Annotated in this window: 27 protein-coding genes; 10 read left to right on the plus strand and 17 right to left on the minus strand. The window is 72.7% G+C overall.

The features are described 5' to 3' along the window. The 3 genes from AC4H2S_RS19730 to AC4H2S_RS19740 all read right to left on the minus strand — a co-directional run. Positions 1-284, minus strand: a 284-nt coding sequence (locus AC4H2S_RS19730; RefSeq protein ID WP_491498689.1) for a helix-turn-helix domain-containing protein, incomplete at its 3' end; no start/stop codon positions are given. 554 nt (positions 285-838) lie between these two features. Then, positions 839-1,099, minus strand: coding sequence for a hypothetical protein (locus tag AC4H2S_RS19735; RefSeq protein WP_491498690.1), 261 nt, complete (start codon positions 1,097-1,099; stop codon positions 839-841). Positions 1,100-1,485: 386 nt separating this feature from the next. After that, positions 1,486-2,481 (minus strand): alpha/beta hydrolase, encoded by a 996-nt coding sequence (locus tag AC4H2S_RS19740; RefSeq protein WP_491498691.1) that lies wholly within the window; start codon positions 2,479-2,481, stop codon positions 1,486-1,488. Positions 2,482-2,562: 81 nt separating this feature from the next. Here AC4H2S_RS19740 and AC4H2S_RS19745 point away from each other — a divergent pair, with 81 nt between their 5' ends. Then, a complete protein-coding gene (locus tag AC4H2S_RS19745) occupies positions 2,563-3,720 on the plus strand; it encodes a PP2C family protein-serine/threonine phosphatase (protein WP_491498692.1) in 1,158 nt (385 codons plus the stop codon). Positions 3,721-3,735: 15 nt separating this feature from the next. Here the strand turns inward: AC4H2S_RS19745 and AC4H2S_RS19750 are convergent, their stop codons facing one another. From AC4H2S_RS19750 to AC4H2S_RS19770, 5 genes are all read right to left on the minus strand, one after another. Next, positions 3,736-4,695, minus strand: coding sequence for an ABC transporter ATP-binding protein (locus AC4H2S_RS19750; protein WP_491498693.1), 960 nt, complete (start codon positions 4,693-4,695; stop codon positions 3,736-3,738). Between the two features lies 1 nt (position 4,696). Then, a complete protein-coding gene (locus tag AC4H2S_RS19755) occupies positions 4,697-5,518 on the minus strand; it encodes an ABC transporter permease (protein WP_491498694.1) in 822 nt (273 codons plus the stop codon). After that, on the minus strand, positions 5,511-6,308 hold the full coding sequence (locus AC4H2S_RS19760) for an ABC transporter permease (protein ID WP_491498695.1): 798 nt from the start codon (positions 6,306-6,308) through the stop codon (positions 5,511-5,513). Before AC4H2S_RS19760 ends, AC4H2S_RS19755 begins: the two co-directional genes overlap by 8 nt. Before the next feature lie 97 nt (positions 6,309-6,405). After that, positions 6,406-6,921 carry a CAP domain-containing protein gene (locus tag AC4H2S_RS19765; RefSeq protein ID WP_491498696.1) on the minus strand — a complete coding sequence of 172 codons (516 nt, stop codon included), beginning with the start codon at positions 6,919-6,921 and terminating at the stop codon, positions 6,406-6,408. Positions 6,922-7,241: 320 nt separating this feature from the next. Further along, a complete protein-coding gene (locus AC4H2S_RS19770) occupies positions 7,242-7,745 on the minus strand; it encodes a YbhB/YbcL family Raf kinase inhibitor-like protein (protein WP_491498764.1) in 504 nt (167 codons plus the stop codon). A 67-nt stretch (positions 7,746-7,812) separates the two neighbouring features. Here AC4H2S_RS19770 and cobA point away from each other — a divergent pair, with 67 nt between their 5' ends. Together cobA and AC4H2S_RS19780 are read left to right on the plus strand one after the other, a co-directional pair. Next, positions 7,813-9,051: a uroporphyrinogen-III C-methyltransferase gene (gene cobA / locus AC4H2S_RS19775; RefSeq protein WP_491498697.1), complete on the plus strand. Its 1,239-nt coding sequence runs from the start codon at positions 7,813-7,815 to the stop codon at positions 9,049-9,051. Next, on the plus strand, positions 9,044-9,865 hold the full coding sequence (locus tag AC4H2S_RS19780; protein WP_491498698.1) for a TrmH family RNA methyltransferase: 822 nt from the start codon (positions 9,044-9,046) through the stop codon (positions 9,863-9,865). Before cobA ends, AC4H2S_RS19780 begins: the two co-directional genes overlap by 8 nt. Before the next feature lie 16 nt (positions 9,866-9,881). Here the strand turns inward: AC4H2S_RS19780 and AC4H2S_RS19785 are convergent, their stop codons facing one another. Genes AC4H2S_RS19785 through def form a run of 3 tightly spaced genes read right to left on the minus strand, consistent with a single transcriptional unit; the run spans position 9,882 to position 11,936 of the window. Further along, positions 9,882-10,487 carry a DedA family protein gene (locus AC4H2S_RS19785; RefSeq protein ID WP_491498699.1) on the minus strand — a complete coding sequence of 202 codons (606 nt, stop codon included), beginning with the start codon at positions 10,485-10,487 and terminating at the stop codon, positions 9,882-9,884. A gap of 12 nt (positions 10,488-10,499) precedes the next feature. Then, entirely contained in the window at positions 10,500-11,297 is a 798-nt protein-coding gene (locus AC4H2S_RS19790) for a TrmH family RNA methyltransferase (RefSeq protein ID WP_491498700.1), read from the minus strand. Positions 11,298-11,315: 18 nt separating this feature from the next. Further along, a complete protein-coding gene (gene def / locus AC4H2S_RS19795; RefSeq protein WP_491498701.1) occupies positions 11,316-11,936 on the minus strand; it encodes a peptide deformylase in 621 nt (206 codons plus the stop codon). An 86-nt stretch (positions 11,937-12,022) separates the two neighbouring features. On the opposite strand from def, the gene AC4H2S_RS19800 reads away from it, so the two are divergent. Continuing rightward, entirely contained in the window at positions 12,023-13,396 is a 1,374-nt protein-coding gene (locus AC4H2S_RS19800) for an acyl-CoA dehydrogenase family protein (RefSeq protein ID WP_491498702.1), read from the plus strand. Further along, a complete protein-coding gene (locus tag AC4H2S_RS19805) occupies positions 13,396-14,616 on the plus strand; it encodes an acyl-CoA dehydrogenase family protein (RefSeq protein WP_491498703.1) in 1,221 nt (406 codons plus the stop codon). Before AC4H2S_RS19800 ends, AC4H2S_RS19805 begins: the two co-directional genes overlap by 1 nt. 50 nt (positions 14,617-14,666) lie before the next feature. Here the strand turns inward: AC4H2S_RS19805 and AC4H2S_RS19810 are convergent, their stop codons facing one another. After that, positions 14,667-14,954 carry a YiaA/YiaB family inner membrane protein gene (locus tag AC4H2S_RS19810; RefSeq protein WP_491498704.1) on the minus strand — a complete coding sequence of 96 codons (288 nt, stop codon included), beginning with the start codon at positions 14,952-14,954 and terminating at the stop codon, positions 14,667-14,669. 97 nt (positions 14,955-15,051) lie between these two features. On the opposite strand from AC4H2S_RS19810, the gene AC4H2S_RS19815 reads away from it, so the two are divergent. From AC4H2S_RS19815 to AC4H2S_RS19830, 4 genes are read left to right on the plus strand one after another with little or no spacing between them, the layout of a single operon-like run. Further along, positions 15,052-16,491, plus strand: coding sequence for an aminotransferase class V-fold PLP-dependent enzyme (locus AC4H2S_RS19815; RefSeq protein WP_491498705.1), 1,440 nt, complete (start codon positions 15,052-15,054; stop codon positions 16,489-16,491). A gap of 44 nt (positions 16,492-16,535) precedes the next feature. Beyond that, positions 16,536-17,972, plus strand: coding sequence for a GuaB1 family IMP dehydrogenase-related protein (locus AC4H2S_RS19820; protein ID WP_491498706.1), 1,437 nt, complete (start codon positions 16,536-16,538; stop codon positions 17,970-17,972). After that, entirely contained in the window at positions 17,969-18,640 is a 672-nt protein-coding gene (locus AC4H2S_RS19825) for a sulfotransferase (protein WP_491498707.1), read from the plus strand. Before AC4H2S_RS19820 ends, AC4H2S_RS19825 begins: the two co-directional genes overlap by 4 nt. Beyond that, entirely contained in the window at positions 18,633-19,181 is a 549-nt protein-coding gene (locus tag AC4H2S_RS19830) for a nucleosidase (RefSeq protein WP_491498708.1), read from the plus strand. Before AC4H2S_RS19825 ends, AC4H2S_RS19830 begins: the two co-directional genes overlap by 8 nt. Before the next feature lie 644 nt (positions 19,182-19,825). Here AC4H2S_RS19830 and AC4H2S_RS19835 read toward each other — a convergent pair. From AC4H2S_RS19835 to AC4H2S_RS19845, 3 genes are all read right to left on the minus strand, one after another. After that, positions 19,826-20,302: a VOC family protein gene (locus tag AC4H2S_RS19835; RefSeq protein WP_491498709.1), complete on the minus strand. Its 477-nt coding sequence runs from the start codon at positions 20,300-20,302 to the stop codon at positions 19,826-19,828. 95 nt (positions 20,303-20,397) lie between these two features. Continuing rightward, positions 20,398-20,487 (minus strand): GNAT family N-acetyltransferase, encoded by a 90-nt coding sequence (locus tag AC4H2S_RS19840; protein ID WP_491498710.1) that lies wholly within the window; start codon positions 20,485-20,487, stop codon positions 20,398-20,400. A 178-nt stretch (positions 20,488-20,665) separates the two neighbouring features. Then, positions 20,666-21,286: a maltokinase N-terminal cap-like domain-containing protein gene (locus AC4H2S_RS19845; protein WP_491498711.1), complete on the minus strand. Its 621-nt coding sequence runs from the start codon at positions 21,284-21,286 to the stop codon at positions 20,666-20,668. Between the two features lie 140 nt (positions 21,287-21,426). On the opposite strand from AC4H2S_RS19845, the gene AC4H2S_RS19850 reads away from it, so the two are divergent. Beyond that, positions 21,427-21,801: a Rieske (2Fe-2S) protein gene (locus AC4H2S_RS19850; protein ID WP_491498712.1), complete on the plus strand. Its 375-nt coding sequence runs from the start codon at positions 21,427-21,429 to the stop codon at positions 21,799-21,801. Between the two features lie 30 nt (positions 21,802-21,831). Here the strand turns inward: AC4H2S_RS19850 and AC4H2S_RS19855 are convergent, their stop codons facing one another. Together AC4H2S_RS19855 and AC4H2S_RS19860 are read right to left on the minus strand one after the other, a co-directional pair. After that, the gene (locus AC4H2S_RS19855) at positions 21,832-22,896 is read right to left on the minus strand and encodes an NAD-dependent epimerase/dehydratase family protein (protein ID WP_491498713.1); all 1,065 of its coding nucleotides are present in this window, start codon (positions 22,894-22,896) and stop codon (positions 21,832-21,834) included. Positions 22,897-22,982: 86 nt separating this feature from the next. Then, on the minus strand, positions 22,983-23,564 hold the full coding sequence (locus AC4H2S_RS19860; protein WP_491498714.1) for a LysR family substrate-binding domain-containing protein: 582 nt from the start codon (positions 23,562-23,564) through the stop codon (positions 22,983-22,985). Positions 23,565-23,574 lie beyond the last annotated feature (10 nt).

Below are 23,574 nucleotides of genomic sequence, written 5' to 3' on the forward strand. Positions count from 1 at the left end.
ATCGTCGAGGGCGAGCGACCCAGCCCGGCCGCGATCGCCCGCAACGACAAGTCGGCGGCCAGGCCGCGGGAGATCTCCTCACGCTCCTCGAAGCTCAAGCGCCCCGCTGCCCGATGTCGTGGCTCAGGTCTGATCCCGCCGCAGCGCAGCAGGTAGGTCCGCACCGTGCTCGTCGACAATCCCAAGGACCGCGCGGTCGGTTTCACCGCGTGACCAGCACGCATCCGCGACCAGATCTCATCGATGTCTGCTGGTGACAACCGCTGATAGTTCTGACGCGCCATCGCGACCTCCTGAGTTCAAGGAAGTGTTGCGACAACCCATTGAGAGCACCCCGATGAGCGGACCACCGGGAATACTCTGCACTTAGGGTCAGCGCATGGAGCGCCCTACCCCACGGTCTCGTCTCGCTGGGGCGCAACCTGCTCAATGGGCCTTGCTTGTCGTTGCTCTAGTCCAGAGCGGCTGCGCGGACGACTCAGCCGTAGCCCCCAGCCTGGATCCCGATCCAGAAGGCACGATGACCGTTGTGCCTGCGTCGGTGACGCCCGGACAAGTGGTCGCGCTGCGATTCCCAGCGGATAGCCAACGCGGGATTGCGTTTTCCCTATCCCAGTGGAGCGAGGACGAATGGGATCAGACCTACTACCTGACGTCCGATTGGGGCACGTCAGGCGACTACACGCCGACCTGGTGGACGGTCGAGGACAGCGAGGACCGCGCTTGGGAACAGGTCGGGGTCAGCGGGCCCGGACCTGACCACGTGCTTGTCCCCGACACCGCCCCGCCCGGCGACTACCTCCTATGTACAGCGAACGCCCTTGATGAGGCATGCGCTCTATTGGCGATCACCGGCTGAAGGACGCCGCCCCTCGGAGAGCACCCCGAGTGTTCGGATCTGCCGCGACAAGTGCGCGATCATGCCGATGTGCGAGCCTGTGTGATGCCGTCGTTTCGCGACCTGAGCGAGGTTGCCGCGCACCTCACCCACCTTGAACTCCCATTTGCTTGGTACGTGATGGGCCCTGACGACCACGCCATCGAGTTCGAGGTCGCGCCGCGAGACTGCGTCACCGCGACCGAATACTTCGTCGAGCATCCATTGGCCCTGGCAGACGGGACGCCGGTCCCGGTGATTGTGAAGCCTCGCCGGGGAACCTCTTGGACCTCCCCGCCCTCAGAGGATGCCCACGCTCGCGATGAAGAGTTCGACGATGACAGTCTCGTGGGACTGAATGTGGACGAGGCGGCTGCCCGAGCCAACGGGGCTGGGTGGCTCGTTCGAGCACACGAGCCCGAAGCGATAATCACTGCGGACCTCAACTTCAATCGGCTGAATCTCTGCTACGGGGACGACCGCGTAGTGGCCTCTGTGTCCCGGGGTTAGACGCCCGGATCTGCCGCGATGTGCGCGGATCTCGTGAGCGCGTCAGGCCGGGAGGGCAGCCGTACGCCGTCGCCCGACCGCCGGAGCCGATCGCGCAGCTACTCCGCCGGACCGTCGCCGGCGTCAGGCTCGGACCTCTCCACCCACGCCTCGAGCCAGGTGCTGAGGACGTCGTAGACCCGGGTGCGGACGCCCGGGCGCGACAGCACGACGTCGTGCACGGCACCCTCGATCGCGACCGACGTGACGTGTCGGCCGACAGAGGAGGCCCAGCGCCGGATCTGCTCGACGTCGAGCACGACGTCGTGCGTGGACACGGTCTCCTCGGTCTGCTCGCCGAAGAAGGACCGGGCCGAGGACAGCACGAGGGTGGGCCGGTCGATGTCGAGCCCGGCGTGCAGCAGCGCGTGCCCGCGACGGACAGCACGGAGCCACCCGACGTGGACGGGGCGGGACTCGATCGGCTTCCACGTCAGGTCGTAGTCCCACTCGCCGCCGTACTGGCGGTGCAGGGATCGGCCGTAGAGGGTGCTGATCCGTCGCGGGATCTCCTGCATCGGACGGCTGCTGCCGAGCCGCTCGATCGCCAGCCGGGCCGCGGGGCTGCGCAGCCACGCCGCCCCCTGCATGTCGAACCAGGGGGAGTTGAGCACCAGCGCCGCCAGCTCGGGCGGTCGGCGCTCGCGCACCCAGAGCGGCACGGTGAGGCCGCCGGTGGAGTGCGCCGACGCGATCACCGCTCGGTGCCCGTCGCGCCGGGTGATCCTCCACCAGGCGAGGTCGATCTCCGCGAAGTACTCGTGCAGGTCGGCGACGTAGTGGGGGGTCTGGTGCTCCCGCAGCGAGCGGCCGTACTTGCGGAGGTCGAGGGCGTAGAAGGTGTAGCCGCGGTCGGCCCACCACCGGGCGTACTCGGTGTGGAAGAAGTAGTCGGCGAAGCCGTGCACGTGGAGCACGGCACGACCGTTGGGACGGGCGGGCTCGAGCCTCACGAGCGTCGCCACGACCGGACCTTCCGCGTCGGGCGGGAGTGAGATCGTCTCGGCCTGGAAGTCCGGGCCGAGGACGTCGGCCTGCAGCGGGACCAGGGGCATGTGACGAGCCTATCGGTGCCTACGCGGTGCATTTTCGGGGTTCGGCCTCGGCGGACTCCCACCGCGACCTACCCTTCGGTCGTGTCGAACGCGCTGGGCTCCGTCGCGCGCGGCCTCGTGTCCTACGTGCAGCAGCGCGTCGCCGGTTGGCGCACGGGTTCGCGCGGCAGCCAGGCGTTCCTGCTGACCGTGCTGGTGGCGCTCGTGGGTGCTGCCGTCGGCATCGGCATGCTGGGCGAGACCATCGTCCCGGTGTCGCTCTGGTTCCTCTTCCTGATGCTCGGGCTGATGCTGCTGCGCTTCGCGCCGCTGCTCGTGCTCACGGCCGTGCTGATGGGGGTCGCCTACTGGACCTCGATCCAGACCGACTTCGACACCCCGAGCCGCCAGTCCGCGCTGCTGTCCCTCGCCGTGGGCATCCTGCTCGCGATCCACCAGTCCAGCCGCCAGCGCTCGGGGCTGCCCATGGCGCTGAGCGAGGCGGTGCTCAGCCAGCTCCGCGACCGGCTGCAGCGCCAGGGCGTCGTGCCCGAGCTGCCCAACGGCTGGCGCTCGGAGTCGGCGACGATCACCGCCAACGGCCCCAGCTATGCCGGCGACTTCCTCGTCGCCGACCTGCGCGAGGGGCGCTGGCTCGAGATGGCCCTGGTCGACGTCTGCGGCAAGGGCACCTCGGTGGGCCCGCAGGCGCTCCAGTTCGCCGGTGCGCTCGGCGGCCTCATCGGCGCCCTGCCCCCCGCCGAGCTCATGGCGGCGGCCAACCACTTCCTGCTCCGGCAGGAGTCGGACGAGTCGCTGGCCACCGCCGTGCACATCAAGGTGGACCTCGTCACCGGCGACTACACGATCACGAGCGCCGGCCACCCGCCGGCGCTCCACTGGCACCTCGACCACCGCGGCTGGTCTGTCGACAACGCGCGCGGCATGGCCCTGGGCGTGATCGACGAGGCCGAGTTCGTCCCGAGCCGGGGCCGGCTGCGCCCGGGCGAGGCGCTGATGTTCTACACCGACGGCGTCATCGAGACGTCCGGGCGCGACCTCGACGAGGGCATCGACTGGCTGCGCGACGTCGCGCTCCGCGCCGTCGACGCCCGCGGCTTCAACGGCATGCCCCAGCGGGTGCTCAAGCAGGTGCCCCGCGGCGACGACGACCGGGCGATGCTCGTCCTCGAGCGCCAGCCGCTGACGTCCCCCGAGCGCGACTCCGAGCGGCTGCGCGGCCTCGGTGGTGCCCGTTAGCCGGTTGCGGCTCGCTCAGGCGCCGCGCGAGTAGAGGTCGCGGATGACGTCCTCGATGGCCGGCTCCTGGATCGACAGGTCCGCGACGTCGTACGCGGCGGCGACGGCCGCCACGACGGGTGCGGCGCTCGCGTCGGCCGGGAACGACAGCCACTGCCGCGGTCCCTCGACCCGGCGCACGGTCGCCCCCGGGACGACGATGGGGGGCGCCTCGTCGACCAGGTCGACGACGAGGGTGCGCGACGACCCGCCCTCGGCGTGCAGCCCCGCCAAGGAGCCGTCGTACACCGACGTGCCGTCGTCGATGACGATCACCCGGTCGCAGAGCGCCTCGATGTCCTGCAGGTCGTGCGTGGTCAGCAGCAGCGTGGTGCCGCGCTCCGCGTTGAGCGCCCGCAGGAACTCGCGCAGGCGTCCCTTGCTGACGACGTCGAGCCCGATCGTGGGCTCGTCGAGGTAGAGCACCTCGGGGTCGTGGAGCAGTGCGGCGGTGATGTCGCCGCGCATCCGCTGGCCGAGGCTGAGCTGCCGCACGGGGGTGTCGAGCTGCGGACCGAGGTGGAGGAGGTCGACGAACCGCTCCAGGTTGTCGCGGTAGCGCTGCGGGGGGATGCGGTACATCTTCTGCAGCAGGTCGAACGAGTCGCGCAGCGGCAGGTCCCACCACAGCGTCGAGCGCTGGCCGAACACCACCCCGATGCGCCGGGCGAGCTCGACCCGGTCGCGGCTCGGGTCGAGCCCCGCCACCCGCACGTCCCCGCCGGTGGGAACGAGGATCCCGGTGAGCATCTTGATCGTGGTGGACTTCCCGGCGCCGTTGGGCCCGATGTAGCCCACCATCTCACCTGCGTCGACCGAGAACGTCAGGTCGTGCACCGCGTGGACCGAACTCCGAACCTTGCGCCGGCGGCCTTCGACGCGGCGCCTGACGTCGAAGGTGCGCTCGAGGTCGCGCACGTCGATCAGGCTGGACATCTCAGCTCCCGGTGGAGGTGTAGTGACGGACGCCGAAGCGCCACACGAGCAGGGCGACGGCCATGGTCAGCACCCCGGCGACCGGGGAGGCGAACTGGAGCGCCTCGGGCATCCCCGCGGGGTCGGGCCGGCCGAGCAGGTAGAGGCACGGGTACCAGTTGACGAAGGCGATGGGCACCACGAACGTCAGCCCGACCAGCACCTCGCGCGGGAAGATGGAGAGCGGGTACTGCGTGACGGTGGCGCCGCCGTAGGTGAAGGCGTTGGCGAACTCGGTGGCGTCGGTCGTCCAGAACTGCACGCACGAGAACCCGACGAACAGCCCGAAGAACACCAGCGCGCCACTGGCGAGCATCGACACCGCCACCAGCACGCGCAGCGGCGTCCAGTCGACGTAGGTGCACGCCCACCCGAACACGGCGGTCGCCTGCGTGAGGCGCCCCAGCCGGCGCAGCGTGAACTGGTCCGCGCACACCTGCAGGAGCAACGGCACCGGCTTGGTCATCATCTGGTCCAGCCGGCCGGTGCGGATGTAGGTGCCGATCCGCTCGACGCTGCCGATCGCGGTGTCGGCCAGCGCGAGCGCGAGGGACGCGCTGCCGTAGAGCAGCGCCACCTCGTGCAGCGAGAAGCCGGCCAGGTCGTCGAGGTGGGCGAACATGATCCACAGCCCGACGAAGTCGAGGCCGGTGATGAGCCCGTTGCCCACGGCCAGCAGCACGAACGAGGCGGGGTACTGCCACGCCGCCCGGATCCACAGCCAGGCGATCTGCGCGTAGGTGCGCAGGTGACGACCCGGCGCGGCCAGCACCCGCTCAGCCACCCTGCACCACCACCTTGCGCGTGGCCAGGCGCAGCACGCCCTGGCAGGCCGCGAGCAGCACGACAGCCCAGAGGCATTGGAAGCCCAGCGCGGCGACCAGGTCGGCCCCGGTGTGCTTGCCGAGCCAGATGTCGGCGGGCACCTGGACGTACGACGCCCACGGCAGGGCCCGCGCCAGCGTGCCGAGCCAGCCGGGGAACAGGACCAGTGGCAGCATCATGCCGCTGAAGAAGATCGCGAACGCGCCGCTCATCACCCGCACGCCTGACTGGTCGAGCAGCCAGAAGGCGGTGCTCGCCACGAGGAAGCGGACCGCGAAGCTCACCACCACCGCGAGCACCAGCGACACCGCGAAGGCGAGCGTGGCCAGCGGCGAGGAGGGGAGGGAGATGCCGAAGACGACGAGGCCGATGAGCGTCGGCCCGAGCCCCCGGGTGAGGAGGTGGTACGCGGCGCGGCCGAGGTCGCTGGCGAGGTACCACCCGACGATCCCGACCGGACGGTAGAGGTCGATCGCCACGTCTCCGGTCCGGATCCGCTCGGCCAGGTCGTCGGTCGAACCGCCGCCCCAGAGGGCGATCGTCATCAGGAGCGCCTGGCCCAGCCAGACGTAGGTCACCGCGTCCTGCTGGTCGTAGCCGCCCGCGGTGGGGTTGGCCTGCCACAGGGCGATGTAGGCGAAGGAGTAGATGACGCCGAAGACCGAGTTGGTGAAGATCCCGGCGAGCGTGGCGGCCCGGTAGGTGGAGAAGCGACGGAACGTGCGGGTCGCGACGGCGACGTGCAGCACCCCGGTTCCCCTCCCACGAGATCGACTCCCGGCCCACCCACGTGGGGACCGGGGATCGTCTCACACCGGTGGGGTGCGGCGCACCCGGTCTCTCGGCTCAGCCGTTGCGGACCAGGTTGACCACGCCGATGGTGCGCCCCTGCGCGTCGCGCGTGATGGCGACCCCGGCGCGCCGGGCGCGGGGGCTCAGCAGGATCGCGCGGTGACCGGGGGAGTCGAGCCAGAGCTGCACCATGGTGTCAGGGCTGAGGTCGGCGCCCCGCACCAGCGTCTCGCCGGCCCAGGAGTTGTCGCACCGGCGGATGACCTCGCGCTGGTCGCGGTGCTCGAGCACGCCGGTGCGCGCGATCCGCGCACCCCACTTCTCGGCCAGCCGGTCGGTGCAGCCGTCGAAGGTCTTGATCCTGGGCAGGCCGCGCGCGGCGCGGGCCTCGTTGATCCGGACCATGAGGGCGGTCTCCAGGGCGTCGCTGCCCGGGTCGTTCGCGGTGGTCGCGGGGACGGTGCGGGGGACCGACCAGGTCCGGGCCTCGGCGGCGACCGGCAGGCCGCACGCGAGCGCAGTCGCGACACCCAGGGCGGCGATGCGCAGGAAACGGCGAGGCTGTGGCACGGGGGTCGTCCTCCGGAGGCGGATCCGCGACGGCTGAACGGATCTTGAGGAAATCTTTGGACTTTCAAGGTTGACCCTAGGCGCGACGCGTGCCTGGTGTCGACCCTGACGGGTGTTCCCGGACGACATGCGGCGTGTTTCATCAGATTTCGGAGAAGTGCCCCGCAATCCGTCCGGTACAGATGAAAACGCCTTGACGGTTTCTTCATGACCAGAACGCACAAAAGGAGGCCCGTGGTCTGGACCTGTCCGTCCGGATCACGGGCCTCCTGAGGCCTGTGTGACTGGTGTGGCTGTGGTGACTCGCTCCCGCGAGCGGGTCAGTGCTGGTAGGTGCCGTGGATGATCGCGCGCCCCAGCGTGGCGAAGGCCAGGTTGAAGGACACGACGGCGCACGAGGCGTCCGCGTCCACGCCGAGCGACTCCTTGTCCACCGCGTGCACCACGAAGTAGTAGCGGTGCGGCTGGTCGCCCGGCGGCGGCGCCGCACCCATGAACCCGGCCTCGCCGCCGTCGTTGCGGACGTGGAAGGCCTTGCCCGGCAGCTCGCCGGCGGCCGCTCCGGCCGCGAGGGACGTGACATCGGCGGGGATGTCGACCAGGCACCAGTGCCAGAAGCCGCTCGGGGTCGGCGCGTCGGGGTCGAAGCAGGTCACGACGTAGGACTTGGTCCCCTCGGGCGCACCCGACCAGCTCAGCTGGGGCGAGGTGTTGCCCTTGTCGGCCACCTGGTCGTCCTTGAGGGGGGCGCCGTCCGTGACGTCGTCACTGGTGACGGAGAAGGACGCGGTGGGCGGGAGGAGGTCATAGGGATCGGGTGCCATGGGTCGCTCGATGCTCATTCCTCGAACCTAGCCAGTGACCATCCCGCGCTCCAGAGACAATGGGGCAATGCCCGACGACAGGCCCGCCGAGGTCCGCCCCTACCTCGCCGGCCTCGTCCTGACCGGCCGGAAGGTGGTCGTCGTGGGCGGCGGCCACGTGGCCCAGCGACGCGTCCCCTCCTTCCTGGCGACCGGCGCGCTGGTCACCGTGGTGAGTCCCGAGGTGACCCCGGCCCTGGAAGGGCTCGCCGGCGAGCTGACGCTGGTGCTGCGCGACTTCGTCGAGACCGACGTGGACGGCGCGTGGTACGTCGTCGCCGCCACCGACGATCCCGAGGTCAACGCCCGGGTGGTGGCCGCCGCGGAGGCGCGCCACACGTTCTGCGTGCGCGCCGACGACGCCCTGGGCGGGAGCGCCTGGACCCCGGCCGTGGGCCACCACGGCAGCGTCACGGTCGGCGTGCTCGGCAACCGGGAGCCGCGCAGGTCCGCGGCGCTCCGCGACGACATCGTCACCGCGCTCCGCGACGGCCACGTCACGGCTCGCGACGCCCACGACCGCACCCCGGGGGTGGTGCTCGTCGGCGGCGGACCGGGGGAGCCGGAGCTGGCGACGGTCGCGGCCCGGCACGCGCTGGCGTCCGCCGACGTGGTCGTGGCCGACCGGCTCGCGCCCCGCGAGCTGCTCGACGAGCTCGGCCCTCATGTGGAGCTCGTCGACGTGGCAAAGCTCCCGCGTGGACGTTCGGCCACCCAGGAGGCCATCAACCAGGTGATCGTCGACCGCGCCCGCGCCGGCAAGCGCGTGGTGCGGTTCAAGGGCGGTGACAGCTTCGTCTTCGGCCGCGGGTTCGAGGAGGTGCTGGCCTGCGCCGCCGCCGACGTGCCCGTCACCGTCGTGCCCGGGCTCACCTCCGCCATCGCGGTCCCCGCGCGCGTGGGCATCCCGGTCACCCATCGCGGAGTCGCGCACGAGTTCACCGTCGTGTCCGGGCACCTGCCGCCCGGACACCCCGACTCGCTCGTCGCCTGGGACGCCCTCGCCCGGCTGCGCGGCACCCTGGTCCTGCTGATGGCGGTCGACAACGCGCCCGCCATCGCGGACGCGCTGGTCTCGGGCGGTCGTGACCCCGAGACCCCCGTGGCCGTGATCGTCGACGGGACCATGCCGACCGAGCGCACGGTGCTCAGCACGCTCGAGGCGCTGGCCGACGACCTGGCTGCCCACCGCGTCGAGCCGCCGGCCATCATCGTGGTGGGCGAGGTCGTCGCCGTGGCGCGTCCGGCACACTACGGGCGTGGCTGACCCGGACCCGACCATCGAGATCATCGAGCTGGACGACCCCGGCGACCCCCGGCTCGCCGACTACCGCGACCTGCGCGACGTGGGGCTGCGCAAGCACCTCGAGGCCGAGCACGGCCTGTTCCTCGCCGAGGGCGAGAAGGTCGTGCGCCGCGCCGTCGAGGCGGGCTACGAGGCGCGCTCCTTCCTGATGGCGCCCCGTTGGCTGGACGGCCTGGCCGACGTGCTGGCCGGCGGCGACGCGCCCGTCTACGTCCTGTCCGAGGCGATGATCGAGCAGGTCACCGGCTTCCACGTGCACCGCGGTGCGCTGGCCTCCCTGCGCCGGCGCCCGCTGCCGTCCGTCGACGAGGTGCTGGAGGGTGCCCGCTCGGTCCTGGTGCTGGAGGACCTCGTGGACCACACCAACGTCGGCGCCGTCTTCCGCAGCGGGACGGCGCTCGGGTTCGACGCCGTCCTGCTGGCGCCGCGGTGCGCCGACCCGCTCTACCGCCGCTCGATCAAGGTCGGCATGGGCGCCGTCTTCTCGACGCCGTGGACCCGGCTGCCCGACTGGTACGACGCGCTGCCGGCGCTCTCGCGGCGTGGCTTCACCACCGTGGCCCTGACCCTCGGCCCCGACTCGGTGCCGATCGAGGAGGCGGTGGCCGGGGTGGACCGGCTCGCCCTCGTGCTCGGCTCGGAGGGGCACGGGCTGTCCGCACGCTGGGAGGCGTCCGCCGACCGGCGCGCGATCATCCCGATGGCGGCCGGGATCGACTCCCTCAACGTGGCGGCCGCCAGCGCGGTGGCCTGCTACGCCGCCGCCCGCCGCTGACGCCGGGCGTCGGGGCTCAGGCGGGGCGGCGCCGCAGCCGGCGGACCACCAGCACCACCACGGCCACCGCCAGGAGCGCGTAGACGAGGTTGCTGACCGGCCCGACGTAGGACTCGACGACGTGCCACTGCGCGCCGAGCTGGTGGCCGGCGAGGATCAGCGCCGAGTTCCAGACCAGGCTGCCGGCGACGGTGAACACGCAGAAGCGCAGCAACGGCATCCGGTCGATGCCGGCGGGGATCGAGATCAGGCTGCGCACGCCCGGCACCAGCCGGCCGACGAAGACCGCGGTGCGGCCGTGGCGGCCGAACCACGCCACCGCGCGGCGCACGTCGCGCCCGTGCATCAGCGGGATCCGGTCGGCGAGCGCGCAGACCCGCTCCAGGCCCCAGGCGGCGCCGAGCCAGTAGAGGACCAGCGCCCCGAGCAGCGACCCCGCCGTCGCCCACGCGATCGCCGGCACCAGCCCGTAGTGGCCCTCGCTGGCCGTGTAGCCGGCCAGCGGCAGCACCAGCTCGCTCGGGACGGGCGGGAAGACGGTCTCGAGCGCCGTGGCGACGCCCACGCCGGGGGAGCCCAGCGTGCGCATGACGAGGACCACCCAGTCGAGCACTGCGTCCATGACCTGCCGCCGTCAGCCGCGCTGGCGCAACGCTTCATGGAGCACGATGGAGCCGGCCACGGCCGCGTTGAGCGACGAGGCCGTGCCGACCATCGAGATGGCGGCGACGTCGTCGCAGGCGTCGCGCCAGCCCGAGGACAGGCCGTGGGTCTCGTTGCCCACCACGATGACGACCCGCCCGCGGAGGTCGACGTCGGCCAGCGCGCTGCCGTGCTCGTCGGTGCCGATGATGCGGTAGCCGTGGGCGTGGGCATGCTCCACGACCGGGCCGGGGCCGGGCACGCGCAGCACGGTGAGCGCGAAGAGCGACCCGGTGCTCGCCCGCACCGACTGCGGGTCGTAGGGGTCGGCGGCGTGGCCGGTGACCACGAGGGCGGAGGCGCCGAACGCGTCGGCGGAGCGGGCGAGGGTGCCGATGTTGCCCGGACTGGTCGGGCGGTCGAACACGACGACCGGGCCGTGCGGGCGGGTCGAGTCCTCGAGCCGGGCGACGCCGTCCTCGGGCATCTCGACGACCGCCACGAGCTCGGCGCCGTCCTCGCGGCCGCTGAGCCGGGCGTGCAGGGCGGGGGAGAGGAGCACGCGCTCGGCCGACGTGGAGGCCCACAGCTCGTCGGACCAGGTCGAGCCCGCCGCGTCGTCGGCGCGCAGCAGGGCTCGCACGGTCCACCCCTCCTCGACGGCGCGGGTGAGGGGTCGCACGCCCTGCACGAGGAACTCGCGGTTGCGGTGGCGCTTGGTGCGGTTGGTCAGCAGCGCCTCCCACTGCTGGAAGCGCGCGTTCTCCCGGGTGATGCGCAGGTCAGCCATGGCGCTGTCCCGTCGGGCTCACTCCGCCGGCCAGGCCGGCGGGAAGTCGTCGGCCGCGGCGTCGTGCTTCTTCGCGAGCCGCTTGCGCGACTTGGCCGAGAGCCGGTCGCCGAAGACGGTGCCGACGGTGTGGTCGGTCTCGTGCTGCAGGCAGCGCGCGAGCAGGCCGTCGCCCTCGTACGTGACCGGCTCGCCGTCGAGGCCGAAGCCGTCGACGCGTGCCCAGTCGGGGCGCGGGCAGGGCTCGAAGGACCCGGGGAACGAGAGGCAGCCCTCGTCGTCGTCGTCGAGGCGGCGGTCCTTGCCCTCGGGGAGGGTGAGCACCGGGTTGCAGACCACGCCGACGGTGCGCACGCCCTCGTCGTCTGGGCAGTCGAAGACGAACATCGCCACGTCCTCGCCGATCTGGCAGGCCGCCAGCCCGACGCCCTCGGCGGCGTACATCGTGGCGACCATGTCGGCGGCCAGCGCGGTGAGCGCGTCGTCGTAGGAGGTGACCTCGGCCTGGGGCCGGTGCATGACCGGGGTGCCCCAGCGGGTGATCGGCCGCACGGTCCCGCCCGTCGGAAGCGGTCCGTGGGGCGCCCGGACGGAGGGGTCGGGATCGGCGCGTACGTCGGTCGGCTGCTCGTCGGGCATGCGTGGATCCTAGCCAGCGGCCGGGAGGGCCCCCGCAGGGCGGGCGGGCGCTGGTGCGAGATGTAACTGCCAGTTACATTGACGCCATGGTCCTTCCCCGCATCCTCCGGCCGGGCGGCCGGCACGGGTTGTCGTCCCGCGAGACCCGCGACGCGATCGGGGTCGCCGTCGCGGCCGTCAACCGGCTGGCGCAGAGCGACCTCGTCGACCGCGTGGGCCTGCGCAGGCAGGCGGAGCAGGCGGTGTACGCCACCACCCGCAACGGCTTCCGCGTGGCGACCGCCGCCGGGCGCACGTTCGCCCGGGCCGGGCGCCGGAGCCCCGGCGCGAGGCCGGCGAGCGCGGCGTCGAGCGGGCTCTTCGACCTGACGCCGACCGACGACGAGGAGATGCTGGTCGGGGTCGTCCGCGAGCTCGCCGACGAGGTGCTGCGTCCCGCCGCCCCCGCGGCCGACGAGGCGTGCGCGCCGCCCGCCGAGGTGCTCGCCGCCGTCGAGGAGCTCGGCCTGCCCGGCCTCGGCGTCCCCGACGCGCTCGGCGGGATCATGGAGGAGCGCTCGGCCACCGCGGGCGTCCTGGTCGCGGAGGCGCTCGCCCACGGCGACATGGGTCTCGCCGTCGCCACGCTCGCCCCGGGAGCCGTCGCCACCGCGATCGCGCTGTGGGGCACCGAGGCCCAGCAGCAGACCTACCTCCCCGCCTTCACCGGCGGCGCTGGCGGGCGAGGGGTCCCCGCCGCGGCGCTGACCATCGCCGAGCCCGCCGCGCTCTTCGACCCGTTCCGGCTGGCCACCACGGCGCTGCGCGACGGCGACGGGTTCGTCCTCGACGGGGTGAAGTCGGCTGTCGTGCGGGGGGCCGAGGCCGAGCTGTTCGTCGTCGCGGCGATGCTCGACGACACGCCCGCGCTCTTCCTCGTCGAGTCCGGCGCCGACGGCCTCGAGGTGGAGGCCGACCCCTCGATGGGGGTGCGGGCGGCCGCCCTGTCGCGCCTGCACCTGTCCCGCGTCCGCGTCGGCGCCGACGCGTTGCTCGGCGACGCCGCCGGCGAGGCGTACGCCGAGTGCGTGCGGCTCTCGCGGCTGGCGTGGTGCGCGCTCGCCGTCGGCACCGGCCAGGCCGTGCTCGAGCACGTCACCGACTACGTCAACCAGCGCGAGGCCTTCGGCGAGCCGATCAGCCACCGGCAGTCCGTGGCCTTCATGGTCGCCGACATGGCCATCGAGGTGCAGGCGATGCGGCTGCTCACCTGGAAGGCCGCCTCCCGCGCCAGCCGCGGCCAGGAGCTCGCCCGCGAGGTCGGCCTGGCCCGCCAGCTGTGCGCCGAGAAGGGCATGCGGATCGGCCTCGACGGCGTCCAGCTGCTCGGCGGTCACGGCTTCGTCAAGGAGCACCCGGTCGAGCGGTGGTATCGCGACCTGCGGGCCGTCGGCGTGATGGAAGGCGCGGTGCTGGTCTGATGATCAACCTCGAGACGCCCCGCAAGCACGCCACGCTCGTCGACCAGGCCCACCAGCTGGCGATGAACATGCTGCGCCCGATCTCGCGCAGGTACGACCGCGCCGAGCACACCTATCCCAAGGAGCTCGACATGCTCGCCGCGCTGATCGACGGCGTGTCCGAGACGGGGGCCACCAGCGGCGCCGGCGCGGGCGGCGTACGCCGCGACGCCGCAGGCACCGGGGACGAGAGCGGCACCATCCGCAACGGCGCCCACCTCGCCTCCGTCCTGTCGGTCGCCGAGATGTGCTGGGGCGACACCGCGCTGCTGCTCTCGATGCCGCGCCAGGGCCTGGGCAACTCGGCGATCGCCTCGGTCGCCACCGAGGAGCAGCTCGAGCGCTACCGCGGCACCTGGGCGGCGATGGCGATCACCGAGCCGGGCACCGGCTCGGACTCGGCCAACATCACCACGACCGCGGTGCGCGACGGCGACGACTACGTCATCAACGGCGAGAAGATCTACGTCACCTCCGGCGAGCGGGCCGACTCGGTCGTCGTCTGGGCGACCCTCGACAAGGAGCTCGGCCGCGCCGCGATCAAGTCCTTCCTGGTCCGCAAGGACAACCCCGGGCTCAGGGTCGAGCGGCTCGAGCACAAGCTCGGCATCCGGGCCTCCGACACCGCGGCCCTCACCTTCACCGACTGCCGGGTGCCGGCCGCGGACCTGCTCGGCTCGCCCGAGATCGACGCGCGGTCAGGCTTCGCCGGCGCGATGGCGACCTTCGACAACACCAGGCCGCTGGTCGCCGCGATGGCGGTCGGGTGCGCCCGTGCCTCGCTCGACCTCACCCGCGACCTGCTCGAGCAGGCCGGCGTGGTGGTCGACTACGACCGCCCGGGCCAGTCGCAGTCGGCCGCGGCGGCGACGTTCCTGCGGCTGGAGGCCGACTGGGAGGGGGCGAGGCTGCTGATGATGCAGGCGGCGTGGATGGCCGACAACGCGATGCCCAACTCGCTCGAGGCGTCGATGGCGAAGGCGAAGGCCGGCCGGGTCGGCTCCGACGTGACGCTGTCGTGCGTGCAGCTGTGCGGGACGCTCGGCTACAGCGAGGCCGAGCTGCTGGAGAAGTGGGCGCGCGACTCCAAGATCCTCGACATCTTCGAGGGCACCCAGCAGATCCAGCAGCTCATCTTGGCGCGCCGGGTGCTGGGGCTCACGAGCGCCGAGCTGCGCTGAGCGCACGAAGAGCCCCCTCCCGGCGGACCGGGAGGGGGCTCGGGCTGTGGTCAGGCGACGGACGTGAAGGGGTCGTGCTCGGAGAGGATCTTGTCGATGCGGGCCTGGTCGATGCGCGAGACGACGTAGCTGTCCTCCTGCGCGTCGCGCACGCACTTGGCGAGGGTGAAGCTCGACGTGGTGAGGAACATCGTCCCGAGGCCGAGGAAGGCCCGGATCCACCCGTCGACCGGGAGGTAGAAGATCGCGAAGATCATGGTCAGCAGGGCGACGGCGAAGGAGATGCCGGCCTGCAGGAAGAAGGCGTTGGTGTTCTTGGTGGGAGTCGAGGTGGCCATGGCTCAACCGTCGTCGCCGGCGGGCGTGGCCGGACCCGCCGACCTACCCGTTCCGGGCTGAGTACCGGCGCTCAGCCGCCCCGAGTACGTTCGGCGCATGCCTGACCAGCCGGCCCACATGTCGCCCGAGGAGTTCCGTCGCCACGGCCACGCCGCCATCGACTGGATCGCCGACTACTGGGCCTCGCTCGACGACCTCCCGGTCCGCTCGCAGGTGGCGCCCGGCGACGTACGCCGCCTGCTGCCCGCCTCGGCGCCCGAGCACGCCGAGCCGTTCGACTCCGTCCTGGCCGACCTCGACCGCGTCGTGGTGCCCGGCCTGACGCACTGGCAGCACCCACGGTTCTTCGCCTACTTCCCGGCCAACTCCTCGCCCGCCGCGATCCTCGGCGACCTGCTCTCCAGCGGCATCGGCGCGCAGGGGATGATCTGGGCCACCAGCCCGGCGGTCACGGAGGTCGAGCAGGTCGTGCTCGACTGGTTCGCCGAGGCGCTCGGGCTGCCGGAGGCGTTCCGCAGCGACGGACCCGGCGGCGGCGTCATCCAGGACACCGCGTCCACGGCCACCTTCACCGCGCTGCTGGCCGCGCTGCACCGCGCCAGCGGGGGAGACGTACGACGACACGGGCTCGGCGACGCCGGCTGGCGGGTCTACGGGTCCACGCAGGCGCACTCGTCGCTGGTGAAGGCCGCCATGATGGCGGGCCTGGGCGAGGACGCCGTCCGCACGGTCGAGGTGGACCCCACCACCCAGGCGATCGACGTCGACGCGCTCCGCGCCGCGATCTCCGAGGACGCAGATGCGGGACTGCGACCGGTGCTGGTGCACGTCGCCGCCGGCAGCACCTCCACCGGTGCCATGGACGACGTCGCGGCCGTGGTCGACGTCGCGCGCGACGGGGAGGTGTGGGTGCACGTCGACGCCGCGTGGGCGGGCGTGGCGGCGGTGTGCCCGGAGCACCGGGCCCACCTGGCCGGCGTCGAGGGGGCGGACTCCTTCGTCACCAACCCGCACAAGTGGCTGCTGACGACCTTCGACTGCAGCACCTTCTGGGTGCGTGACCGCGCCGCGCTGACCGGGGCGCTGTCGATCCTCCCGGAGTACCTCCGCAACGCTGCGACCGAGTCGGGCGAGGTCGTGGACTACCGCGACTGGCACCCGCAGCTCGGACGGCGGTTCCGCGCCCTCAAGCTCTGGACGGTCCTGCGCACCTACGGCCTGGACGGGCTGCGGGCGCACGTCCGCAGCGGGGTCGCGCTGGCGCAGCACGTCGCCGACCTCGTCGCGGCCGACGACCGGTTCGAGATGGTGACCGAGCCGTCCCTGTCGCTGGTGGTCTTCCGCCTCCGGGCGGGCGACGAGCAGACGATGGCGGCGATGGAGGCGGTCAACGCCTCCGGCGAGGCCTACCTGTCGCACACGACCGTCGAGGGCAGGGCGGCGATCCGGCTCGCGGTCGGGAGCTGGCGCACCACGCCCGCCGACGTCGACCGCACCTGGCGAACGCTCCAGGACGCCGCGACCGCGCACGGCTGATCGGCGCCGGACAGGCCGGGCCCGGCCGCGTAGAGTCACCCCACGTGCAGTTCCTCGACGGCGCCACGCCCCCCCACGACCTGACCTACGACGACGTCTTCATGGTCCCCCGATCGTCGTCCGTCGCGAGCCGCTACGACGTCGACCTCTCGACCACCGACGGCACCGGCGCGACGATCCCGATCGTCGTCGCCAACATGACCGCCATCGCGGGCAAGCGGATGGCCGAGACGGTCGCGCGCCGGGGCGGCCTCACGGTGATCCCGCAGGACATCCCGATCCCCGTGGTGGCCGACGTCGTGGCGTGGGTCAAGCAGCGCCACCGCGTCTTCGACACCCCCATCGAGCTCCGGCCCGACCAGACCGTCGCCGAGGCGCTGTCCCTGATCCCCAAGCGGGCGCACCGGGCGGCGGTCGTGGTCCAGGACGGCCGACCGGTGGGGGTGGTCTCGGAGGCCGACTGCGCCGAGGTCGACCGGTTCGCCCAGGTCGCCACGGTCATGAACCGATCGGTCGTCACCGTCGCGGACGACACCGACCCCCGCGAGGTCTACGACGCCATCGAGCGCGCCAACGCCCCGCTCGCGGTCGCCGTGTCCGGCGAGGGCGCCCTGGTCGGCGTGCTGACCCGCCTCGGCGCGCTCCGGGCCACCCTCTACACGCCGGCCGTCGACGCGTCCGGGGGCCTGCGCATCGCCGCCGCCGTCGGCGTCAACGGCGACGTCGCCGACCGTGCGGCCCAGCTGCTCGCGGCCGGCGTGGACTGCCTCGTCGTCGACACCGCGCACGGTCACCAGGAGCGGATGCTCCAGGCCTTGCGGTCCGTACGCGCGCTGTCGCCGACCGTCCCGGTCGCCGCCGGCAACGTGGTGTCGGCCGAGGGGACCCGCGACCTCATCGAGGCGGGCGCCGACATCGTCAAGGTGGGCGTGGGGCCCGGCGCCATGTGCACGACGCGGATGATGACCGGGGTCGGCCGCCCGCAGTTCTCCGCGGTGCTGGAGTGCGCGGCCGCCGCCCGCCGGCTCGGCAAGCACGTGTGGGCCGACGGGGGTGTGCGGCACCCGCGCGACGTCGCCCTCGCCCTGGCCGCCGGGGCGTCGTCGGTGATGATCGGCTCGTGGTTCGCCGGCACCTACGAGTCGCCCGGCGACCTGATGGAGGACGCCGACGGCCGGCCGTTCAAGGTGTCGTTCGGGATGGCGTCGGCCCGCGCCGTGGCCAACCGCACGGCCGGCGAGTCGTCGTACGACCGGGCGCGCAAGGGGCTCTACGAGGAGGGCATCTCCTCCTCGCGGATGTACCTCCACCCGGACCGGCCCGGTGTGGAGGACCTGATCGACCAGATCTGCTCCGGGGTGCGGTCCTCCTGCACCTACGCCGGCGCGGCGGACCTCGCCCAGCTCCACGAGCGGGCGCTGGTGGGCGTGCAGTCCACGGCCGGCTTCCACGAGGGACGCCCGCTCGACAGGTCGTGGTGAGGGTGCGCGACCTCGACCACGTCTTCGTGATGACCTACGGCAGGTCCGGCTCGACGCTGCTGATGGGCATCCTCAACTCGATCCCCGGCTGGCTGCTGCGCGGCGAGAACCGCCACGCCATGCGGCACCTCTACGACTTCCACCGCAGCGGGCTGGCCGAGAGGGCCCGCGTCGACCCCGAGCGCGCGAGCCGTCCCACGCACCCGTGGTTCGGCATCGAGGCGTTCCCCGAGGACGCCTCCCTGCGGCACATCCGCGCCCTCGCCGAGGCGACGCTGCTGCGGCCGGAGCCCGACACGCGGGTGACGGGCTACAAGGAGATCCGCTGGTACGACGAGGACCTGCCCGACTACGTCGACTTCCTGCGCCACGTGTTCCCGGGCGCCCGGTTCGTGGTCAACACCCGCAACCTCGAGGACGTCGCGGCCAGCAACTACTGGACCCACAAGGACGACCCGCTGTCGCAGGTGAGCGCCATCGAGGCGAAGATCCTCGACGCGGCCGGGCGGCTCGGCGACGCGGCCTACCGCGTCCACTACGACGACTACGTCGCCGACCCCGAGGTGCTGCGCGGGCTCTTCGACTGGCTCGGCGAGCCCTGGGTCCAGGACGCGGTGGAGACGGTGCTCGCCACCCCGCACTCACGGCGTGGCAGGCACCGTGACTGAGCGCCACCTCGTCGTCGCGGCGACCGCCGCGGAGGCCACCCACGTGCCGCCGCACCTGCCGCTGGTCGTCACCGGCCTCGGCAAGACCGCGGCCGCGACCGCGACCGCCCGCGCGCTCGCGGCGTACGACGACCTGAGCGGCCTCACCGTCGTCAACGTCGGCACCGCCGGGGCGCTGCGCCCCGGGCTCACCGGCGTGTTCGAGCCCGGCGTCGTGCTCAACCACGACCTCAGCGCCGACCTGGTGCGCGCGCTCGGCTACGACCCGCAGGAGTGCCTCGAGGTGGGCGACTCCGACGTCGTGCTCGCCACGGGCGACGTCTTCGTCACCGTGCCCGCGGTCCGCGACGCCCTCGCCCTGCGCGCGCACCTCGTCGACATGGAGGGCTACGCCGTGGCGTACGCCGCCCGCGAGGCCGGCGTGCCCGTGCGGCTGGTCAAGCACGTCTCCGACAGCGCCGACGAGTCCGCGCTCGACTGGCCGCGCATGGTCGAGGCGTCAGCGGTGGCGCTGGGGGAGTGGCTGCGCGCCAACGTCTGACGCGGCTGCGCGGTACGTGGTGTGCGGTGTTTGGGTCGGGCCGACAGGCGTCCTCAAGCGGTCGCGTCCCCGCTCAACCACCCGGATCCGGGTGTCTGAGCGGGGACGAGACTGTCTCAGTGGCGCTGCTCGGGTAGAGGAGGGGCAGCGGCTCGGCTGCTCGGCCACCAGCCCCGGGGCGTTTGAGCAGACCAGCCCTTACGGCCACCTGCTTCCGCCGAGACCGGTCCCACGCTGGTCCTCGTGCACCCAGGTCATCGCGACCTCGGCGACCTGGCCTCAGGTCCAGCCCGAGACTCCCGCGACCAGTTCGTCGTCCAGGTTCTGCCTTGGCGGTCAGCTCCACGGCCGGGGCGGCATCAGGCGTCGCGACGGCGTTGGACCGGTCCAGCTCGTCGTTTGAGTCGCTGGTCGAGGTCCGCATCCGCCTTGCCGGTCACGATCTGTGCGTCTCCCATGGCCGGAGCACATCGGCGCTCACGGGCACGCGCTTTCACCCGCCAAGGCGCGCCCATACCCGTCCCGGGTACTCGATCGCTGCAACGCTGCACTCATGATCCTCTCTGTGGGTGGCTGAGTGGGCCCTCGACGAGGACCGGCGCACGCTGCGCGTCGACGACACCCGCTCGGCCTCACCCACGCCGTCAGCCGGGCGTGGGCCCGTCGACGCCGAACCACGCGTCGACCGCGGCCTGCAGGCCGTCGCCGCCCTGCTCAGGCAGCACGCGGAAGAACTTCCACAGGTAACCGTAGGGATCCTCGAGCTCCACGTATCGCTCGCCCCACGGGGCAGACTCGGGACCGGAAGCGACGACGCACCCTGCGGCCGCGGCGATTCGGGCGGCCTCGTCCACGTCTGCCACCTCGATGCCGATGACCACGCCGAGTCCACGTGGGCCGGTCTTGGTGAGCCGCTCGCGCGCGCTGTCGGGGAACGGCATCCCGTCCAGTGCGTCGACGAGCAGCTGCAGGGGTCCGCGCCTGAGGATCACCATCAGGGCGCGACCGTCCGGGTCCGGGACCGTCCCGACCTGCACGAAGCCGAGCTGCTCGTACAACGCCGTGGCGGCCGGCACGTCGTCGACTCGTAGCGCAAGTCGCACGGGAGGCTCATCGCTCACGCAGCGACATTAGCGTCGTCGGTGTCTGCGGCCGTCAGGTCAGCGGCGGCTGGATCTTCCTCCGGACCTCCGTCTCGGTGACCCCAAGGGCGAGTTCACAAGCATGAGCGCGCCTCACGCTCGAAGGCTCCCAACAGGCTGGCGCCGAGACCGTTCCCACGCTGGTCCTCGTGCACCCAGATCATCCCGATCCCGGCGGCCCGGCCCAGGTCCAGCCCGAGACTCCCGCGACCAGCTCGCCGACCAGCTCGCCGTCCAGCTCAGCCTTGGCGGTGAGATCCACGGCTGGGGCCGAACCGCACGCTGATCACCGGCGGATCCGGACGTGCGGCCGTAGCGGCCAGCGCTGCACGGTGCCGGCGCTCAGCCGGAGACGACGACCAGGCGGAGACCGTCCCCGCCCTCGAAGCTGCCGATCAGTGCCGGGCCTGGCGGGGCGTCGCCGAGCCGACGCATGACGGTGAGCTTGAAGCCCGTGCCGGCGATGGTGGTGCGGTCGGACCCGTCCGTCGGGGACACGGGCTGCTCAGCGTCGTGCTGGGGGACGGTCGGCACGCGTTCGCCCCAGGCGGTCGCGGTGGGTTCGCGCTGGACCTCGGTGCCGTCGGCGCGCCTCAGCAGGAGGTCGGCCTGACGGCCGCCCGTGCGGATCGCGTGGAGCACGGTCGCGACGAAGACCGGGTCCGCGCAGGCGTCGTACAGGTAGCGGGTGCCGAGGACGGAGTGCTCCATGGTGCCCAGAAGGCTCGCCTCGGCGCCCGGCAACGGAGCGGCACGGTAGGTGACCGGGACGAACAGGGTCGACGCCGATCGCGACCCAAACAGGAAGCACTCCATCCCCACCTCGCCGGCCGGATCGTCCAACCGGAACGAGCCGACCGGCTCACGTTCGCTGGCGCCGTCCCACCACGACCTGGTGCGGAGCCAGGGACCGACGAGCTCGTCCTTGCGCGGTGAGATCGTCGCCTCGTGGAGCGTCGCCATGGGGCCACGGTAGCCGCCCGGGCCGATCCGGCGGGAGTGATCGGTTCCTCAGTCCTGCCCCGACGCGACACGAGTGGCCCGGCTCGGTGACCACCCCGCTGGAGGTGCACCCGCCCCGCCCGAGTGCCCAGTCTGGTCGGGTGAGCCGTGAGACGAGCGTTCCCGCCGACCAGCTGACCCCGGGCCAGGTCCGCCGGGCCGGGAGATGGGCGGTGGGCAACCGCGACGGCGAGCTCTTCGCGGTGTCACGCCGCTGCCGGCACCAGCTCGCCGACCTGGCCGAGGGGCACGTCGACGCCGACGGATGCCTCGTGTGCCCGTGGCACCAGTCGCGCTACGACGTGACGACCGGGGTGATGGTCGAGGGACCGCACGGCTTCCTCGGCCACCACGGACGCACGCCGCGCTACGCGCGGTTCGTGCGCGGCTACGCGAAGGTGCTCCGGTTGCGGGTCGCGCGAGCCGTACGGGCCGGCGCCGACGTCGTCGTCCGACCGGGCAGGACTGACCGGTAGAGGCACGCCGGGGCGCCACGGTCGGAACGCTCAGGGCTCCCGGCGGCTGCTGACCGGCCCGCGCCGCAGCGTCCGCAGGAGGCCGCCGGCCACCGTGCGCGGCCGCAGCACCGGCGTCCGGGACGAGCCGGCGTCCTGCATGCCCTCGAGGGTCTCGACCAGTACCGACACCGCGTCCGTCGTCGGGCTCCAGCCGAGCTCGGTCCGCGCGCGCGTCGAGTCGAGGAGCGGCACGGCGTAGCCCATGTCGATCCAGCCGGGATCCAGCGGCTGCAGCCGCGCGTGCCAGGTCGCCGAGACGGCGGCACGCACCGCACCGGAGGGGACGTGGACCAGGCGCGCGCCGAGGGCGTCGGCGACGTGCTGGGCGGTGATCGGAGGCGGCGCGGACAGGTTGAAGGCGCCGGGTGCGCGGGCGGCGAGCACCCGGGCGAACGCGTCGGCGACGTCGTCGGCGTGCACCATCGGGATGACGAGGCGCTCGTCGATCGGCAGCACCGGCACGTGGCGCAGCACCACGCTCGGCACCAGGGCGGGCAGGCCGTAGCGCAGCAACGCACTGCCGGCGCCGCCCTGCCCGATGATCCCGGGACGCATCCGGGTGACGACCACGCCCGGGAAGTCCGACTCGAGGCCGTCGAGGAGCCGCTCGGCCGCCGCCTTGTGGCGGCTGTACATCGAGGTGCGGACGCCGCCGGTCGGCCAGGTCTCGTCGACGGGAGCGTCGTCGCGCTTGGGTGAGTAGGCGCCCACCGACGACATGTGCACGAGGTGCGGCACCCCCGTCGCGACGACCGCCTCGATGACGCGGCGGGTGCCGCCGACCCCGAGCTCGCGCAGGTGGTCCTCCCGGTGGGAGGGCTGGAAGCCCCACGCCAGGTGCACCACCGCGTCCGCTCCCTCGCACGCGGCCCGGAGCGCGGCCGTGTCGGCGTCGTCGGTGAGGTCGACCGACACCCACTGCGCCGTCGGCGGGGCGTCGTCGCCCGGAGGGCGCCTCGCCAGCCCGACGAGCTCGTGCCCGCCGTCGTCGGCCAGCCGGCGCAGCAGCGCCGTGCCCACGTTGCCGCTCGCGCCGGTGATCACGATGCGCATGTCGCCTCCTCGTCGTGGCGGAGGGCTGGCACCCCGCTCCCGACGCCCGTACCCAGCAACCGCCGTGCGCACCGCGCCGGAGTCGCTCAGCGCGAGGTGTTGGCCGTACGCCCCTTGGTGACCCCGACGAACGCCTGGGTGACGTCGTCGTCGCGGTCGACCCGCCAGACCAGCGCGATGGTGCTGGACTCGAGGTCGGTCACGACGCGGGTGACGACGTCCTTGCGCTGGCGCAGGCGGGCCACCGACATCGGCACGATCACCACGCCCGTGCCGGCGGCGACCGTCTCGATCGCCTCCTGCTCGGTCATCGGCGGCCACTCCAGCTGGGGCGCCGTCGGCGTCCAGCCGCTCGGGTGGGGTCGGACGAGCTGTTCGTCGGCGAGGTCGGCGGTGGTGACCTCCTCGTCGGCGGCGGCGAGCACGTGGTCGCGCGAGGCGACCGCCACCTGCAGCTCGTCGTAGAGCCGCACGCAGTGCAGCCCGTCGCGGTCGACGGGGAGGCGCACGAGCGCCATGTCGAGGCTGCCGTCGCGGACGCCGTCGAGCTGCTCGGCCTCCGTCACCGGCACGAGCTCGAGCGGCTCGCGGCGGCGGTCGCGCCAGTGGCGGGCCCACTTGTCGGGGGTCGCGCCGGTGACGAAGCCGATGCGCAGCGGGTCGGTCATGCCCCCGAGC

Source organism: Nocardioides sp. Z13_37 (genome assembly GCF_058355585.1).